Origin of the sequence: Hydrogenophaga sp. (assembly GCF_014773545.1) — a bacterium.
GTDB lineage: Bacteria > Pseudomonadota > Gammaproteobacteria > Burkholderiales > Burkholderiaceae_C > Hydrogenophaga.
Genome location: NZ_SDDV01000012.1, coordinates 14,673 through 27,835, shown reverse-complemented (window position 1 = coordinate 27,835; position 13,163 = coordinate 14,673). Strand labels below are relative to the sequence as shown.

At 67.8% G+C, this 13,163-nt stretch carries 13 protein-coding genes; 5 read left to right on the top strand and 8 right to left on the bottom strand.

The genetic code is table 11. From position 1 onward, the window contains the following. Window positions 1-4: 4 nt before the first annotated feature. Window positions 5-460, bottom strand: coding sequence for a GspH/FimT family pseudopilin (locus EST26_RS08990; protein ID WP_291067179.1), 456 nt, complete (start codon window positions 458-460; stop codon window positions 5-7). Window positions 461-619: 159 nt separating this feature from the next. Between EST26_RS08990 and ribD the strand changes: the two genes are divergently transcribed. After that, entirely contained in the window at window positions 620-1,789 is a 1,170-nt protein-coding gene (ribD, locus tag EST26_RS08985; RefSeq protein ID WP_291067178.1) for a bifunctional diaminohydroxyphosphoribosylaminopyrimidine deaminase/5-amino-6-(5-phosphoribosylamino)uracil reductase RibD, read from the top strand. Window positions 1,790-1,816: 27 nt separating this feature from the next. Here the strand turns inward: ribD and EST26_RS08980 are convergent, their stop codons facing one another. The 3 genes from EST26_RS08980 to EST26_RS08970 form a co-directional block, all read right to left on the bottom strand. Next, on the bottom strand, window positions 1,817-2,944 hold the full coding sequence (locus EST26_RS08980; RefSeq protein WP_291067176.1) for a PQQ-dependent sugar dehydrogenase: 1,128 nt from the start codon (window positions 2,942-2,944) through the stop codon (window positions 1,817-1,819). Between the two features lie 60 nt (window positions 2,945-3,004). Beyond that, window positions 3,005-5,704, bottom strand: coding sequence for a cation-transporting P-type ATPase (locus EST26_RS08975; RefSeq protein WP_291067174.1), 2,700 nt, complete (start codon window positions 5,702-5,704; stop codon window positions 3,005-3,007). Window positions 5,705-5,785: 81 nt separating this feature from the next. Beyond that, the gene (locus EST26_RS08970) at window positions 5,786-6,055 is read right to left on the bottom strand and encodes a hypothetical protein (protein ID WP_291067172.1); all 270 of its coding nucleotides are present in this window, start codon (window positions 6,053-6,055) and stop codon (window positions 5,786-5,788) included. Window positions 6,056-6,132: 77 nt separating this feature from the next. On the opposite strand from EST26_RS08970, the gene hemA reads away from it, so the two are divergent. The 4 genes from hemA to grxD all read left to right on the top strand — a co-directional run bounded on the left by hemA (window position 6,133) and on the right by grxD (window position 9,812). Beyond that, on the top strand, window positions 6,133-7,413 hold the full coding sequence (gene hemA / locus EST26_RS08965; RefSeq protein ID WP_291067170.1) for a glutamyl-tRNA reductase: 1,281 nt from the start codon (window positions 6,133-6,135) through the stop codon (window positions 7,411-7,413). 79 nt (window positions 7,414-7,492) lie between these two features. Then, window positions 7,493-8,584: a peptide chain release factor 1 gene (gene prfA, locus EST26_RS08960; RefSeq protein WP_291067169.1), complete on the top strand. Its 1,092-nt coding sequence runs from the start codon at window positions 7,493-7,495 to the stop codon at window positions 8,582-8,584. After that, a complete protein-coding gene (gene prmC, locus EST26_RS08955; protein WP_291067167.1) occupies window positions 8,581-9,429 on the top strand; it encodes a peptide chain release factor N(5)-glutamine methyltransferase in 849 nt (282 codons plus the stop codon). Before prfA ends, prmC begins: the two co-directional genes overlap by 4 nt. Before the next feature lie 65 nt (window positions 9,430-9,494). Beyond that, window positions 9,495-9,812, top strand: a complete 318-nt coding sequence (grxD, locus tag EST26_RS08950) for a Grx4 family monothiol glutaredoxin (protein ID WP_291067164.1) — start codon at window positions 9,495-9,497, stop codon at window positions 9,810-9,812. Window positions 9,813-9,865: 53 nt separating this feature from the next. Here grxD and EST26_RS08945 read toward each other — a convergent pair whose 3' ends face one another. The 4 genes from EST26_RS08945 to EST26_RS08930 form a co-directional block, all read right to left on the bottom strand. Further along, window positions 9,866-11,734 (bottom strand): FAD-dependent protein, encoded by a 1,869-nt coding sequence (locus tag EST26_RS08945; protein WP_291067163.1) that lies wholly within the window; start codon window positions 11,732-11,734, stop codon window positions 9,866-9,868. Window positions 11,735-11,826: 92 nt separating this feature from the next. Further along, window positions 11,827-12,294 (bottom strand): protein-export chaperone SecB, encoded by a 468-nt coding sequence (gene secB, locus EST26_RS08940; protein WP_291067161.1) that lies wholly within the window; start codon window positions 12,292-12,294, stop codon window positions 11,827-11,829. Between the two features lie 114 nt (window positions 12,295-12,408). Continuing rightward, the gene (grxC, locus tag EST26_RS08935) at window positions 12,409-12,666 is read right to left on the bottom strand and encodes a glutaredoxin 3 (protein ID WP_291067159.1); all 258 of its coding nucleotides are present in this window, start codon (window positions 12,664-12,666) and stop codon (window positions 12,409-12,411) included. Between the two features lie 17 nt (window positions 12,667-12,683). Next, window positions 12,684-13,097, bottom strand: a complete 414-nt coding sequence (locus EST26_RS08930; protein ID WP_291067157.1) for a rhodanese-like domain-containing protein — start codon at window positions 13,095-13,097, stop codon at window positions 12,684-12,686. Between the last annotated feature and the right edge of the window lie 66 nt (window positions 13,098-13,163).

The following is a 13,163-nucleotide window of genomic DNA, read 5'->3' as shown; positions in this document are numbered from 1 at the left end:
CCGTTCAGGGGCAGACCGCCGCTGCGCTGGCGACCCGGCCGGCGGCGCCGACCGCCACGCTGCGCACCAGCGCGCCCAGGCTGAGATTGAAACAGCGGGCGTCTGCCGCGCCGCCCAGCGGGTTGAACACCACCGGCCCGCCGACCGCAATCGCCACCCCCGCGCGGGGGGCGGGCCAGACCCGGATCGGGTTGGCGGCATTCCTGACCACCCAGCCGTCGACCCAGGCCCCGGAACAACTGCTCTGGTCGTTGCTGGAGCACAGCGTCACGTCTTCGCCCCGGCGCACCGCTTCGCTGCGCGCAAAATGCAGCGCAGCCACCAAGTCGTTGCTGACGGTGGCGATCCGGTTGGTTTCTATGGTGGCGCGAAAACTGGGCACGCCAAAGCCGAGCAGAACGGCAAATACCGCCAGGACGACCAGCAGCTCGACCAGCGTGACACCCGAATGATGCTTCATGATGAACGTCAGCCGACCTCGGGCAAGAAAGAGTTGCTTTCTTTGGTTTTCATGTTCGTGCCTATAGTATGGGAAGGTCGGCTTGCTGGGGGCGGCGGTTTGACCGATGGCTGCTGGCCCCGGACGGGCGGCGGGTTTTTCTTCGACTTCTGTTCACGCATGACTCCTGATGACACCGAAGCTGCCGACGCGGCACATTGGCTGAACCTGGTCGAGCGGGCGGCCGCGTCGCTGCGGCTGTCGCAGCCCAACCCCAGGGTGGCGTGCCGCATCCGCACCCGTTGCGGCCGCATTTTCGATGGCCACACCCAGGCCGCCGGCGGCGCGCACGCTGAAGTGGTGGCGCTGCGCGCGGCGCAGGCCGCCGGTGCCGATCTGCGCGGTGCTGCGGTCTGGGTCACGCTCGAACCCTGTTCGCACCACGGCCGCACGCCGCCGTGCTGCGACGCGCTGATCGCTGCCGGCGTGGGCCGGGTGCTGGTGGCGGTGCAAGACCCGAACCCGCAGGTGGCCGGGCGCGGCTTGCAGCGCTTGCGCGCGGCCGGCGTCGAGGTCGAGCTGTTGCACCCCAACAGCGAGGCCGCGCGGGCTGCGCGCGAACTCAATATCGGCTTTTTTAGCCGCATGATCCGCCAGACGCCCTGGGTGCGCATGAAGGTGGCGGCCTCGCTCGACGGCGTGACGGCGCTGCCCAACGGCGCCAGCCAGTGGATCACCGATGCGTCGGCGCGCGCCGACGGCCACGCCTGGCGCGCGCGCGCCTGCGCGCTGCTCACCGGCATAGGCACTGTGCTGCAAGACGACCCCATGCTCGACGTGCGGCTGGCGCCCACGCCGCGCCAGCCGCATCTGGTGCTGGTTGACAGCCGGCTGCAAACGCCGCTGGATGCGCGGCTGTGGCAAGCGCCGGCACAGGGTGGGCAGCGAAAAATCTTCATTTATTTCGCCCTCCCGCACGCAGCGCGGCAGGCTGCGCTGCAAGCCCGCGGGGCGACCCTGATTCACCTGCCCGGCCAAGCCGCAGACACGCCACACAAGGTCGATCTGGCGGCCCTGCTGCGCGACCTGGGGCGGCGCGAGGTCAACGAGTTGCACGTCGAGGCCGGGCACCAGCTCAACGGCTCCTTGTTGCGCGCCGGTCTGGTTGACGAGTTGCTGCTGTACCAGGCGCCGAAACTGCTGGGCCAGGGCGCCGGCTTGTCCAACATCGGTCCGCTGGCGGTGCTGCAAGACGGCGTGGCGCTGAGCTACCAATCGGTCGAGCGGGTGGGCCAAGACCTGCGCATCGTCGCCCGGGTGAGCGGGCGCGACGCTTTTTTGCACCCGTGAGCGGCGGCGCCTCTGGCGTGCCCGCGCTTACTGTGGGTGCAGGCGCAGCAACTGGCCGTTGCGCTCGTCGGTCAGCAGGTAAATGAAGCCGTCCGGGCCTTGGCGCACGTCGCGCACGCGCTGGCCCAGGTCGGTGAGCAGTTTTTCTTCCCGCCGCACGCGCGTGCCATCGAGCTCAAGCCGCACCAGGTAGCGGTTTCTGAGCGAGCCCAGCAGCAAGCTGCCCTGCCAGGCCGGGCCGTAGAGCGCGCTGCTGACGAAGGCCAGACCAGACGGCGCGATCGACGGCGTCCAGTGGTGCAGCGGCGACTCCAGCCCCGGCATTGCGCTGCGGCCTTCGCCGACGGGTGCGCCGCCGTAGTGGGTGCCGTGCGTGATGAGCGGCCAGCCGTAGTTTTTACCGGCTTGGGGCCGGTTGATTTCGTCGCCGCCTTGCGGGCCGTGCTCGCTGATCCACAGCCGCCCGTCCGGGCCCAGGCTTGCGCCCTGCGGGTTGCGGTGCCCCAGGCTCCAGATATGCGCCAGCGCACCGGCGCGGTTGACGAACGGGTTGTCTGCCGGCACGCTGCCGTCTGGGCGCAGCCGCACCACCTTGCCGTGGTGGTTGTCCAGCGTCTGCGCGTCGGCCATGCGCTCGAAGCGTTCGCCCAGGGCTAGAAACAGCGCTGCGTCGGTGTCTTGCACGATGCGGCAGCCAAAATGCAGTCGGCTGCGAACTTTGGGCTGCTGGCTAAACAGCACGCGCACGTTTTCCAGCCGACGGGCGTCGGCCGACAGGCGCGCGCTGGCCAGAGCGGTGGAGTTGCCCGCGCCGTCAGCAGCGGGTTCGGCGTAGCAGAAGTACAGCGTGCGGTTGCGGGCGAAGTCGCGGTCGGTGATGAGGTCGAGCAGGCCGCCCTGGCCACCGCTGTCGATGGCGGGCAGCCCGGCAATCGGTGCGCCGATCCGGCCGTCGGCACCCACCAGCCGCAGCCGGCCGGCGCGTTCGGTCACCAGCATCTGGCCGCCGCCGATGAAGGCCAGCGCCCAGGGGTGCTGCAGGCCGCTGGCCACCACTTCGGTGCGCAGGCGCTGCGGCTGCGCGCTGGCCGCCGCAGCGCCCAGCAAGGCGAGGGCGGCGCACAGGGCCAGCTTACAGGTAGGCCAGCGGGTCATGGCGAACGTCTGTCAAGGGGGTAGTCGTGCGAAAAACAGGCGGAACTTGACAACACCAGGTTAGCTTGCGTTTCGGCGCAGCATTTTCTCAAAACCAATCACGCCATAAATCGCCAGCCCGACCGCCACGATCGGCAACCATTCGGCCGCCGCGATCGGCGCGCTGTGGAACAAGCGGTTCATGAACGGCAGGTAGGTGAAGGCCAGTTGCGTGGCCATCATGGCGGCAATGCCAGCCCAGATCCAGGGGTTGCTGAACAGGCCGAGGCGAAACATCGAGTGCTTCAGCGAACGGCAGTTCAGCAGATAAAACGACTGCCCGACCGCGAACACGCCGACCGCGATCGTGCGCGCTTCCTCGATACTCAGGCCGCGCGCCAGCGCCCACTCGAACAGACTCCAACTGCCGGCCAGCAGCATCAGGCCGACCAGCCCGATGCGAAAAATCAGCTCGCCGGTGAGGATGGGGCTGCCGGGCACGCGCGGGGCGCGCTGCATGATGTCGGCCTCGCGCGGCTCAAAGCACAGCGCCAGACCAAGCAGCACGGCGGTGGTCATGTTGATCCACAGCGCCTGCACCGGCAGCACCGGCAAGGGCTGTGCGGCCATCACGGCGGCGATGATCACCAGGCCCTGGCCGGCGTTGGTCGGCAAGATCCAGGTGATGAACTTGACCAGGTTGTCGAACACGCCGCGGCCTTCTTCCACCGCCGCTTCGATGCTGGCGAAGTTGTCGTCGGTCAGCACCATGTCGGCGGCTTCCTTGGCCACTTCGGTGCCGGTGATGCCCATGGCCACGCCGATGTCGGCGCGGCGCAGCGCCGGCGCGTCGTTGACGCCGTCGCCGGTCATGGCCACCACCTCGCCGCGCGCCTGCAGGGCTTGGACCAGGCGCAGCTTTTGCTCGGGCGTGACGCGCGCAAACACCGTGCTGCGCTGGGCGGCCTCGCGCAGTGCGGCGTCGTCCAGCGCCTCCAGTTCGCGCCCGCTCAGCACCTCGGGCAGCGCACCCGCCGCTACCCGGCCGTCCAGGCCGATCTGCGCGGCGATGGCGGCTGCAGTCACGGCGTGGTCGCCGGTGATCATCTTGACCCGGATGCCGGCGCTGTGGCAGGCGGCGACGGCGCGCACCGCTTCTTCGCGCGGCGGATCGATCATGCCCTGCAGGCCGAGGAAGCTTAGGCGTTGCGCCACGTCCGGGTGGTCGAACTGGCTGCTCGCGGGCGGCGTATCGAGCCGGGCAAAGGCCAGCACGCGCAAGCCCGCGCGCGCCATGGTCTCGACCTGGGCGTGAACGGCGGCGGCGTCCAGCGGCGCCGTCTCGCCATCGGGTCCGAGCGCGCTGCTGCAGCGCGCCAGCACGCTCTCGACCGCGCCTTTCAGGTAGGCCAGCGGCCGCGCACCGCCGTGCAGGGTGGCCATGTACTGGTGCTGTGATTCGAAGGCGATGGCGTCGCGCCGTGGCTGAGCGGCGTGCTCGGTGGCCTCGTCCAGCCCGGCCTTGCGCGCCGCCACCAGCAGCGCGCCCTCGGTCGGGTCGCCGTCGATCTTCCAGCCCTCGTCGCCGTGCCGCAGCAGCGCGTCGTTGCACAGCAGGCCGGCGCGCAGCAGCTCAAGCAGGGCCGGGTGCTGCGCCGCATCAACCACCAGCCCAGCGTGGCGAAAAGCGCCCTGGGGCGCGTAGCCGACGCCGTCGAGCTCGAATACTTCGCCGCCGGCCGTCAGCGCCTGCACCGTCATTTCGTTGCGCGTCAGCGTGCCGGTTTTGTCGGAGCAGATGACGGTGGTGCTGCCCAGCGTCTCCACCGCCGGCAGGCGGCGGATGATGGCGTGGCGCTGGGCCATGCGCGCCACGCCAATGGCCAGCGTGATCGTCAGCACCACCGGCAGCCCTTCGGGGATCATCGCCACCGACAGCGCCACCGCCGCCAGGAACAGGTCGATCCACGCCTGACCGTGCCACAGGCCGACCAGAAAGGTGAGCGCCGCCAGGCCCAGGATGGCGATCAGCAGCAGCCGGCTGAAACCGGCGATCTGGCGCGTCAGCGGCGTGGCCAGCAGCTCGGTGCTGGCGATCAGCTCGGAGATGCGGCCGATCTCGGTGTGCTCGCCGGTGGCGGTGACCACGCCACTGCCGCCGCCATAGATCACCAGGGTGCTGGAATAAGCCATGTTGACGCGCTCGGCCAGCGCCGCATCAGCCGCTACTGGGCCGCCGCGTTTGTCCACCGGCAGCGACTCGCCGGTCAGCGCCGCTTCTTCGATGCGCAGATTGCGCGCGTGCAGCAGCCGCAGATCGGCCGGCACCTTGTCGCCCGAGGCCAGCAGCACGATGTCGCCCGGCACCAGCTCGCGCGCGTCGATGCGCTGCCTCTGGCCGCCGCGCAGCACGGTGGCCTCGGTGGTCAGCGCGCGCGTCAGCGCATCGAGCGCCACCAGCGCCTTGGTTTCCTGCACAAAACCAATCACGGAGTTGAGAAACACGACGCCGAAAATGACGGCAGCGTCGACCCAGGCGCCCACGAAGAGCTTGACCAGCACCGCCGCAAGCAGGATGTAGACCAGCGCCTGGTTGAATTGCAGCAAAAACCGCACAAACGGGCCTTGGCCCCGGCGCACCGGCAGGGCATTGGCGCCATAGAGCGCCCGGCGGCGCGCCCACTCGGTCTGATCCAGTCCTTGCGACGGATCGGCGGCCAGTTGTCGCAGCACATCGTCCTGCGTCAACGCATGCCACTGACTTGGCTGGTGGATTTTCATGGTGCGTAAGGTCTTCATGGCAGGCAAGCAATCTCGTGACCATCATAGACGCGGCCGATGGCAGTTCGGATGCGCCGTCTTTCAGTTGCCGCGCAGCCACCAAGCCAGCGTGCCCTGCACCAGCACCAGTGCGGTGTAGGTGGCCATTTTGCCGTCGCGGCCAAAGAAAATCAGGCCGGCCAGCAAGACCAGCACACCCGCGCCCGCCAGCGTCAAGGCTTCGGCGTGCGCGCTGCAGCGCGCCGGGCGCGCGTTGCGGCGCAGGCGTGGCGCCAGCCACAAACCGGCCGCCAGCACCAGTGCCGGGGCGATGAAGGCGAGCAGGTGCCAGAGCAGGGCGAGCAAGGTCATGGGCGCAGGAGGATAAAAAAAGGAAGATGCGTTGACTCAAGAGCGCTGCCAGCGCGGCGGGATTTTATAATCGGCTCATGTCTGTCTGGGCGCTCGGCATCAACCACCATACGGCTCCGCTCGATCTGCGGGGCCGTTTTGCCTTCGCGCTCGATCAAATTCAGCCCACGCTGCGCGGCTACCGCCAGAGTCTGGCGCGTCAGCCAGAAGCCACGCTGCTCTGCACCTGCAACCGCACCGAGTTCTACGGCGCGGGCGACCAGGCCGCGGTGGAGCCCACGCTGGAGTGGTTGGCCCAGGCCGGCGGCGTCAGCAGCCAGGTGCTGCGCGCGCACGCCTACGTGTTGCGTGAAGACCAGGCCGCGCGCCACGCTTTTCGCGTCGCCAGCGGCCTCGACAGCATGGTGCTGGGCGAGCCGCAGATTCTGGGTCAGATGAAAGACGCGGTGCGCGCCGCCGGTGCCGCCGGCGCCCTGGGCTGCACGCTGAACCAGTTGTTTCAGCGCTCGTTCGCGGTGGCCAAGCGGGTGCGCAGTTCAACCGAAATCGGCGCCCACTCGATCAGCATGACAGCGGCCGCGGTGCGGCTGGCGGGTCAGTTGTTCGAAGATTTGCATGAGGTTCGGGTGCTGTTTGTCGGCGCGGGCGAGATGATAGAACTCGCCGCCACGCACTTTGCCGCCAAGACGCCCAAGGCCATGGTGGTTGCCAACCGCACCCTGGAGCGCGGCGAAAAACTCGCCAGCCGCTTTGGCGCCGAGGTGATGCGGCTGGCCGACGTGCCCGATCACCTGCACGAATTCGACGTCGTCATCAGTTGCACCGCCAGCACCTTGCCCATCATCGGGCTGGGTGCCGTCGAGCGGGCGCTGAAAAAACGCCGCCAGCGCCCCTTGTTCATGGTTGATCTGGCGGTGCCGCGCGACATCGAGCTCGAAGTCAAGGGCTTGCGCGACGTTTATCTCTACACCGTCGACGACCTGGCCCATGTGGTGCAAAGCGGCAAAGACAACCGGCAGGCGGCGGTGGCGCAGGCCGAGGCGATTGTTGACGCCGGGGTACTCAGCTTCATGCACTGGCTAGACCAGCGTGACCCAGCGCACGGCGTGGTGCCGCTGATTCGACAGATCAACGCCCAGGCCGACCACTGGCGCGACACGGAGCTGGCGCGCGCGCGTCGCCTGCTGGCGCGCGGCGAGCCGGTGGAAGCCGTGCTGCAAACTCTCGCACGCGGCCTGACGCAGAAAATGCTGCACGGCGCCCTGGCCGAGCTGCACGCCGGCGACAGCAGCACCCGTGCCGCCACTGCGCAAACTGTCTCCAAGCTGTTTTTGCGCGACAAATCCTGGCCCGACTGACCTTGGCCCATGCGGGCCGCCATCGCTGGGCCGGCGCTGCCTGCATTCCTGTTTCGATCAACCACCCGGCGTTCCCCCCATGAAACCCTTTGTCCGCCACGCCTTGTTGCGCCAACGCGCGCGTCTGCACGAGCTCGACGCTTTGCTGGCTGCGCCCGACGTGGTCGAGCAGATGGAGCGCTTTCGCGCCCTGAGCCGCGAACACGCCGACGCTGCTGGCATGGTTGATGTGTTCAACCGCTACTTGCAGCGCGAGGCCGACCGCGCAGCCGCCGAAGCTCTGCTCAAAGACCCGGACATGGCTGAGTTGGCTGCGCAAGAAATCAGCAGCGCCGATGCCGAACTGGCACAGCTCGATGCCGAACTGCAACAACTGCTGCTGCCCAAAGACCCGGACGACGAGCGCAACGCCTTCGTGGAAATCCGTGCCGGCACCGGCGGCGACGAGTCGGCCCTGTTCGCCGGCGATCTGGCGCGCATGTACAGCCGCTACGCCGAGCGCCAGGGTTGGCAGGTCGAAATGGTGAGCGCATCGGTGGGCGAGGTGGGGGGTTACAAAGAGCTGGTGCTGCGCATCGGCGGTCGCGCTGGCGTTTACGGCAAGCTGCGCCTGGAGTCCGGCGGCCACCGGGTGCAGCGCGTGCCCGCCACCGAAACCCAGGGTCGCACCCACACCAGTGCGGCCACGGTGGCGGTGCTGCCCGAGCCGGACGAGGCGCTGGCGGTGCAGCTCAACCCGGCCGAGCTGCGCATAGACACCTTCCGCGCCAGCGGCGCGGGCGGCCAGCACATCAACAAGACCGATTCGGCGGTGCGCGTGACCCATTTGCCGACTGGCCTCACGGCTGAATGCCAGGACGGGCGCAGCCAGCACAGCAACAAAGCACGCGCGCTGCAGGTGCTGTGTGCGCGCCTGCAGGAAAAAGACCGCAGCGAGCGCGCCGCCAAGGAGGCCGCCACCCGCAAGGGCCTGATCGGCAGCGGCGCGCGCAGCGACCGCATTCGCACCTACAACTTTGCGCAGGGCCGCTTGAGCGACCACCGCATCAACCTCTCGCTCTACAAGCTGCTGACGGTGATGGAGGGCGATCTGGACGAAGTGATTCACGCCTTGCAGGTCGCGCGCGGCGCCGAGTTGCTGGCCGAGCTGGAGCAGCGCAACAGCCTATGAGCCCAAGTCCGAATTTGCGTCAGGCCTTGCAGCAGGCCCGGCAACTGGGGCTCGAGCGGCTCGACGCTCAGTGCCTGCTGTTGCTGGCGCTGGGGCGCAGGCCCGAGCAGCGCGCCTGGCTGTGCGCACACGACGAACAGGTTCTGACAGAAGACGCGGCGGCACGCTGGGCGCTCTTGCTGCAACGGCGCTTGCAGGGTGAGCCGCTGGCTTACCTCAGCGGCGAAAAAGAATTCTTCGGCCTGCCGCTGCGGGTGGACGCGCGCGTGCTGGTGCCGCGGCCCGAGACCGAAACCCTGGTGCAATGGGCGATCGAGCGGCTGGACGCGCAGGCCCAGTCAGCGCCACAGGTGCTGGACCTGGGCACCGGCAGCGGTGCGATTGCGCTGGCGATCAAGTCGCAACGGCCCGCTGCGCGCGTGCGCGCCAGCGACGCCAGCGCACAGGCGCTGGCGCTGGCGCGCGCCAACGCGCAACGCCTGGGTCTGGCGGTCGAATTTCATCAAGGCCATTGGCTGCTGCCCTTTGGCTCCGGTGCAGACTTTGACCTGATCGTCAGCAACCCGCCCTACATTGCCGAGGGCGACCCGCACCTGCCGGCGCTGCGCCACGAACCGCTTGGCGCCCTGTGCGCCGGCCCCGACGGGCTGGATGAGCTGCGCGCCATCATCACCGCCGCACCGCTGGCGCTGCGCCCGGGCGGCTGGCTGCTGCTCGAACACGGCCATGACCAGGCCGCAGCGGTGCGCGCTCTGCTGCGGACGGCCGGATTTGCGCTGCCCAGCAGCCGTTGCGATCTCGCGGGAATTGAACGCTGCAGCGGCGGGCAGTGGCCACAAGCGTGATAATCGGCCGCCACGCGACGCGATGGCGTCGTCTTGAGTCCCCCATTGGAGAAAGTCAACCCGCCATGAGCGACACCCAAACGCAAATCGACCAACTGGTCAAATCCAACGACATCGTGCTGTTCATGAAGGGCAGCGTCAGCTTCCCCATGTGCGGTTTTTCCGGTCGTGCACTGCAAGTGCTCAAAGCCTGCGGCGTCGACCCCAAGGCGGTCAAAGCGATCAACGTGCTGGAAGACGAAGGCATACGTCAAGGCATCAAGGAATACAGCAACTGGCCGACCGTTCCGCAGCTCTACGTGCGCGGCGAATTCATCGGCGGCTCCGACATCATGACGCAGATGTACGAGTCGGGCGAATTGCAACAGCTCATCAGCGGCTAGGCGCCTGTCGGGCTTTGGTCGTCGAGGGCGTCTGAGGCGCGACAACGCCTTCTTCAAGGCGGTTCTGACCCCTGCGGCGGCGGCGCCGTGCGTGCGTCCGCTGGCAGGCCCAGCAGCTCGCGCGCCAGCGCCTCGGCCACTTTGATGCCGTCGATCCCGGCCGACAAAATGCCACCCGCATAGCCCGCACCCTCGCCAGCCGGGTATAGGCCGCGCGTGTTGATGCTTTGCAAGTCGTCGCCGCGCGCAATGCGCAGCGGCGACGAGGTGCGCGTCTCGACGCCGGTGAGCACGGCGTCGGCCATGTCGTAGCCCTTGATCTTGCGGCCAAAGACCACAATTGCTTCACGCAGCGCCGCCGTGGCGTACGCGGGCAGGGCGCTGTTCAGATCGACCAGTGTGACGCCGGGTTGGTACGAGGGCTGTACCGCACCCAGCGCCACGCTGGGCCGCTGCGCCAGAAAGTCGCCCACCCGTTGTGCCGGGGCATTGAAATGGCCGCCGCCCAGGTCGAAGGCGCGCGCTTCCAGCGCGCGCTGCAGCACGATGCCGGCCAGCGCGTGGGTCTGGCCCTGGTCTGCCAGAGCCTGCGCCTGTGCGGCGTAGCGTGCGCCGTCGCTGGCGCCAAACGCCGCCGTCCACAGCGCCAGTTCGCTGTCTTGGCCGCCGGGAAAATCGCTCGGCTCTATACCGACCACCAGTGCGGCGTTGGCGTTGCGTTCGTTGCGCGAATACTGGCTCATGCCGTTGGTGACCACGCGCCCGGGCTCTGAAGTGGCGGCTACCACCGTGCCGCCGGGGCACATGCAAAAGCTGTAGACGCTGCGGCCGTTGCGGGCGTGGTGCACCAGTTTGTAGTCGGCTGCACCCAGCAGCGGGTGACCGGCGTGGCGGCCCCAGCGCGCACGGTCGATCAGGTGTTGGGGGTGTTCGATCCGAAAGCCAACCGAAAACGGCTTGGCCTGTAGCGCGACACCCGCGTCGTGCAGCACGGTGAAGGTGTCGCGCGCGCTGTGGCCCAGCGCCAGCACCACGCGCTGCGCAGGCAGCGTGAGGGTCTGGCCGTCGCCCTGCCGGCGCACCAACAGACCGCGCAGGCGCTGGCCGTTCGCAGCAGGCCTGAGCAGCAGACCGCAGACCTGGTGCTGAAAGCGAATTTCACCGCCCAGAGCCATGATTTTCTTGCGCATCGCCTCCACCACCCGAACCAGCTTGAAGGTGCCGATGTGCGGGTGCGCCATACTCAGAATTTCCGGCGGCGCACCCGCAGCGACAAATTCGCGCATCACCTGACGGCCCAGATAGCGCGGGTCTTTGATCTGGCTGTAGAGCTTGCCGTCGGAGAACAAGCCGGCGCCGCCTTCGCCGAATTGCACGTTGCTGTGTGGGTTGAGCTCGTGTTTGCGCCACAGCCCCCAGGTGTCCTGGGTGCGCTCGCGTACCGGCTTGCCGCGTTCGAGCACGATCGGGCGCAAGCCCATTTGCGCCAGCGTCAGCGCCGCCAACAAGCCGCAGGGCCCCAGTCCCACCACCAGCGGGCGCTCGTCCTCGCTGCGCGGCCAGTCGGCCAGCGCGTGACCGGGTGGCTGCCAGCGCATGTCGGGCGTGGCTTGAATCTGCGCCGCTGCGGCGTGCCGCGCCAGCAGCGCGGGTGCTGCCGCCGGGTCAGTTAGCGTCAGGTCAACCGTGTAGACCGCGTACAACTCGGCCTTGCGCGCATCAAAGCTGCGCTTGAATACGTGCAGGTCTGCAATCGCTGCCGGGTCAATGCCCAGGGCTTGCGCCGCCAGCCGCTGCAGGGCTGCCAGCGGGTGCGGTGGCGGCGCGCGGTCTGCTTTCGTTTCGGCACCGGCATCAGCGGCGCGGCGCTGTTCGCACGGGACTTCGGTCAGCGCCAGCTTGAGTTCAGCGATGCGGATCATGGGAGGGGGTTCACACGTCTATCAGCAGCCCGCGGGACAGCGGACTGCCGGGCCGCCAGAGCGTGGCTGCTGCCGCTGCCGCGCGTTCGGCCTTACGACGTGAGGATGCGTGGTGCGTCTTGCGCGTCTTGCGCGGCCTGTGCCATTTGTTGCTCGTACATGGCCTGGAAGTTGATCTCGGCCATGTGCACCGGAGGAAAGCCGCCGCGCTGGATCAGGTCAGCGACGTTGCTGCGCAAATAGGGGTAGACGATTTGCGCGCAGGCAATGCCCAGCACCTGGCCCATTTGCTCTTGTGGCAGGTGGCGAATCTCGAAAATGCCGGCCTGTCGGGATTCGACCAGAAATACCGTTTTGTCCTTGACCTTGGTCGTCACGGTGGCGGTGACGCAGACCTCGTAAATGCCCTCAGCCACCACGCCGGACTCGACGCCGAGCTGGATGTCCACCGTCGGCTGCTCTTGCGCGAGCAAGATGGCCGGTGAGTTGGGTTGTTCGAGCGAGGCTTCCTTCAGGTAGACGCGCTGAATCTGAAACACGGGGTTTGGAGTATCGGCCATGGTGCGAGGTGTGAAAAGGGGCTGCGAAGGGGATCAGTCAAGCCCGCCGGGCTGGCGTGCTGGCAGCGCTTGCCGGGGGCGATTATGTCAGCCCGCCGTGACGCAGCGCAGGCATCAGGCCCGCAGCAGCGGCCCGAGCCCGCCGCCGGCGTCCAGGGCGTGCAAGTCGTCGCAACCGCCGACGTGGGTCTGGCCGATGAAAATCTGCGGTACGCTGGTGCGTCCGGTCAATTGCGTCATCTGGGCGCGCAACTCAGGCCGGCCGTCGACGCAGCGCTCGTCGATGTCGCGCACGCCACGATTTTCCAGCAAGGTCTTGGCGCGGCTGCAATAGGGACAATAAGCGCTGGTGTAGAGGATAACTTTGCTCATGGCCACGTCCGGCGTGCTCAGGTTTTTTTCTCGACCGGCAAATTGGCGCTGCGCCAGGCGCGCATGCCACCGGCCAGCGAGCGCAGGTTCTCGTAGCCGAGTTTTTTCGCCTCGGCCAGTGCTCGGCCAGAGCGCACACCCGATGCGCACGTCAGCAACAAGGGGGCGCTTTTGTTTTTCACCGTTCCGGGCAATTTGGCCGACAAGCTCTCCAGCGGCAGGTTCTTGGCGCCCAGAATGTGGCCGGCGGCAAATTCTTCTGCGCTGCAGACGTCGATCACCAGCGCTTTTTCGCGGTTCATCCACTGCACCGCCTGCTCTGGACTGAGTGCGTTGCCGCGCGCACCGGGAACCAGCGCTGGCCACAGCAGCATGGCAGCGGCAAACACCGCGATCGAAATCAAAATCCAGTTTTCAAGAAAAAAATCCACGGTGGCGCCTTTCAGTTAAGTTGGGGATTTTAGAATGCCCGGGTTGCACCGGCGGGCCCGCTGTGC

What these genes read in the sequence shown, in the direction of transcription:
- EST26_RS08990 (WP_291067179.1), bottom strand. Translation starts at nt 460, where the DNA reads ATGAAGCATCATTCGGGTGTCACGCTGGTCGAGCTGCTGGTCGTCCTG.
- ribD (WP_291067178.1), top strand. Translation starts at nt 620, where the DNA reads ATGACTCCTGATGACACCGAAGCTGCCGACGCGGCACATTGGCTGAAC.
- EST26_RS08980 (WP_291067176.1), bottom strand. Translation starts at nt 2,944, where the DNA reads ATGACCCGCTGGCCTACCTGTAAGCTGGCCCTGTGCGCCGCCCTCGCC.
- EST26_RS08975 (WP_291067174.1), bottom strand. Translation starts at nt 5,704, where the DNA reads ATGAAAATCCACCAGCCAAGTCAGTGGCATGCGTTGACGCAGGACGAT.
- EST26_RS08970 (WP_291067172.1), bottom strand. Translation starts at nt 6,055, where the DNA reads ATGACCTTGCTCGCCCTGCTCTGGCACCTGCTCGCCTTCATCGCCCCG.
- hemA (WP_291067170.1), top strand. Translation starts at nt 6,133, where the DNA reads ATGTCTGTCTGGGCGCTCGGCATCAACCACCATACGGCTCCGCTCGAT.
- prfA (WP_291067169.1), top strand. Translation starts at nt 7,493, where the DNA reads ATGAAACCCTTTGTCCGCCACGCCTTGTTGCGCCAACGCGCGCGTCTG.
- prmC (WP_291067167.1), top strand. Translation starts at nt 8,581, where the DNA reads ATGAGCCCAAGTCCGAATTTGCGTCAGGCCTTGCAGCAGGCCCGGCAA.
- grxD (WP_291067164.1), top strand. Translation starts at nt 9,495, where the DNA reads ATGAGCGACACCCAAACGCAAATCGACCAACTGGTCAAATCCAACGAC.
- EST26_RS08945 (WP_291067163.1), bottom strand. Translation starts at nt 11,734, where the DNA reads ATGATCCGCATCGCTGAACTCAAGCTGGCGCTGACCGAAGTCCCGTGC.
- secB (WP_291067161.1), bottom strand. Translation starts at nt 12,294, where the DNA reads ATGGCCGATACTCCAAACCCCGTGTTTCAGATTCAGCGCGTCTACCTG.
- grxC (WP_291067159.1), bottom strand. Translation starts at nt 12,666, where the DNA reads ATGAGCAAAGTTATCCTCTACACCAGCGCTTATTGTCCCTATTGCAGC.